This window comes from Nocardia farcinica (assembly GCF_029867845.1).
Classification (GTDB): Bacteria; Actinomycetota; Actinomycetes; order Mycobacteriales; family Mycobacteriaceae; genus Nocardia; species Nocardia farcinica_A.
Genome location: NZ_JARWRU010000777.1, coordinates 1 through 2,651, shown reverse-complemented (window position 1 = coordinate 2,651; position 2,651 = coordinate 1). Strand labels below are relative to the sequence as shown.

The window sequence follows — 2,651 nt, the reverse complement described above, 5'->3', positions numbered from 1 at the left end:
CCGTGGGTGCCCTCCCCGTTGCCCCGGGGCCGCCGCCCCCCGCCCCCGGCGACCCCGGGCGCGCGCGGGCCCCCCCCCGGGGCGCGGCGCGCGCACAACTCACCGAGGCGGCGGAGATGGCGGCGGGACTGCCGCGGCTGGCGCAGGAGGGCAGCGCCGGGCTGATCGAGGCCGTGGACCAGCTGTCCGAGGGCGTCGGCCGGCTGCGGACGGTCGTCGGCTCGCTCGACGCGCAGACCGGTCAGGCGCTGGCGGCCTTGCCGATGCGCGGCGGAGACCAGCAGGCCGCCGTCGCGGCGGCGCTCACCGACCCGGTCGAGATCGTCCGCAGATGAGCTCGGCCACGCCCCGGCGTGACCGGTGGGCGTGGCCGATGCCGCTCAGGCGTGGCCGTGCTGTTCGGGCGTGGCCGTGCTGCTCAGGGGTGGCCGTGCTGCTCAGGCGTGGCCGATGGTCTCCCAGCCCGCGACCTGCTGGGGCTTGCGCGGCCCCGGCCCGGTGTACACGGCGGCGGGGCGGACCAGCTTGCCCAGGCGCTTCTGTTCCAGGATGTGCGCGCACCAGCCCGCGGTCCGGCCGCAGGTGAACATGGCGGGCATCATGTGCGCGGGCACCTCGGCGAAGTCGAGGATGACCGCGGCCCAGAACTCGACGTTGGTCTCGATGGCGCGGTCGGGGCGGCGCTCGCGCAGCTCGGCCAGCGCGGCCTGCTCGAGCGCGGCGGCGACCTCGTAGCGCGGAGCGTTCAGACGCTCGGCGGTGGCGCGCAGCACGCGGGCGCGCGGGTCCTCGGCCCGGTAGACCCGATGGCCGAAGCCCATGAGCTTCTCCTTGCGGTCCAGGATGCCCTTGACCAATGCCCTGGCGTCGCCGGTCTTCTCGACCTCCTCGATCATCGGCAGCACGCGGGCCGGGGCGCCGCCGTGCAGCGGGCCGGACATGGCGCCGATCGCGCCGGACAGCGAGGCCGCCACGTCGGCGCCGGTGGAGGCGATGACCCTGGCGGTGAAGGTGGAGGCGTTCATGCCGTGTTCGGCGGCGGAGACCCAGTAGGCGTCGATGGCCTCGATGTGGCGCGGGTCCGGCTCACCCTTCCAGCGGGTCATGAACCGCTCGGTGACCGTCGTGCACTCGTCGATGATCTTCTGCGGCACGGCGGGCTGGTAGATGCCGCGCGCGGACTGCGCCACATAGGACAGCGCCATCACCGAGGCGCGCGCCAGGTTCTCCCTGGCGGTCGCGTCGTCGATGTCGAGCAGCGGCTGGTAGCCCCAGATCGGCGCCAGCATGGCCAGGCCCGCCTGCACGTCGACGCGCACGTCGCCGGTGTGCACCGGCAGCGGGAAGGGCTCGGCGGGCGGCAGGCCGTGACCGAACTCGCCGTCGACCAGCAGTGCCCACACATCGCCGAAGGTCACCCGGCTACCGACCAGATCCTCGATGTCGACACCGCGGTAGCGCAGCGCGCCGCCGTCCTTGTCGGGCTCGGCGATCTCGGTCGTGAAGGCGACGACGCCCTCCAGACCGCTGACGAAATCGTCGGGAACGGCGGCGTTTCCACCTGATACCGCGGGGCTGGTAGTCATGGTGTGACTCTCCTTGCACTTCGGTCGCATGTACGCGAGGGCGCATGTGGTCTCGCCGAGGTGGGTGCTTCGCCGAGCCCATGCCGATCAACCAGAACCTTAGCTCGCCACTACCCCGGAGTAACGTCTGCCCCATGCCTGACCTGCACGATTACCGATCGCGCGCCGACCGGCCCGAGGACAGGGCCGGCGAGCCGAAGGATCTGGAGGCCACCCTGCGACAGGTGGCGGCCGACCTCGCCGCCATGCGGGTCGACTACGCGGGCACGCCGTTCGGTTCCGGCGAGGACGTCGACCTCGACGAGACCTGGCTGGCGGGCGGCTGGGAACCGTTGCTGCGCAACTGGATCGAGCAGGCGACGGCGGTCGGGGTGGCCGAGCCCAACGCCATGGTGCTGGCCACGGTGGACGTCGAGGACGGCATCCCCAAGCCCTCCTCCCGGACGGTGCTCTGTAAAGGCCTCTCGCCGGAAGGTGTGACCTTCTACACCAATTACGACAGCGCCAAGGGCGCGCAACTGCGCGCGGTGCCCTACGCGGCGGTCACCTTCGTCTGGCCCGCGCTGGCCAGGCAGGTGCACCTGCGCGGCCCGGTGGAGCGCGTGAGCCCCGAACAGACGCTGGTCTACTGGCGCACCCGCCCGCGTGACTCCCAGCTCGGAGCATGGGCCTCGGCCCAGTCGCGGCCGATCGGCTCGCGCGCCGAGCTGGACCGGCAACTGAGCGAGGTCGCCGAGCGCTTCGCCGATGCCGAGGAGATCCCGGTGCCCCCGCACTGGGGCGGATTCCTGCTCCGCCCGCGGGAGGTGGAGTTCTGGCAGGGTCGGCGCGGCAGGCTGCACAACCGGGTGCGCATGCGCGTGCGGCCGGAGGGGGCTCGCGTCGAGCGGCTCCAGCCCTGATCGGGCTCGTGATATTTCCCACGGTTTTCCTCTTGCGCGATACGGGAAGCGGTGTCCGGGCGATCGCCCGAGGCGCCTGACATCCCCTCGCCGCGGGCGCCGCGCGAGGGGTTGTGCCCGCCCGGCCGCCGGCCCGGCGGGGGGGCGGGGGCCGGGCCGGGCG

Annotated in this window: 2 protein-coding genes and 1 pseudogene; 2 read left to right on the top strand and 1 reads right to left on the bottom strand. The window is 73.3% G+C overall.

Annotated features, from left to right (window positions below):
* Window positions 1-335: pseudogene (locus QH283_RS17045) on the top strand (hypothetical protein); the annotation flags it as partial.
* A gap of 102 nt (window positions 336-437) precedes the next feature.
* On the opposite strand, the gene QH283_RS17040 reads toward QH283_RS17045, so the two are convergent.
* On the bottom strand, window positions 438-1,586 hold the full coding sequence (locus QH283_RS17040; RefSeq protein WP_280503976.1) for a citrate synthase 2: 1,149 nt from the start codon (window positions 1,584-1,586) through the stop codon (window positions 438-440).
* Between the two features lie 245 nt (window positions 1,587-1,831).
* Here QH283_RS17040 and pdxH point away from each other — a divergent pair, with 245 nt between their 5' ends.
* Window positions 1,832-2,488 carry a pyridoxamine 5'-phosphate oxidase gene (gene pdxH / locus QH283_RS17035; protein ID WP_280503977.1) on the top strand — a complete coding sequence of 219 codons (657 nt, stop codon included), beginning with the start codon at window positions 1,832-1,834 and terminating at the stop codon, window positions 2,486-2,488.
* Window positions 2,489-2,651 lie beyond the last annotated feature (163 nt).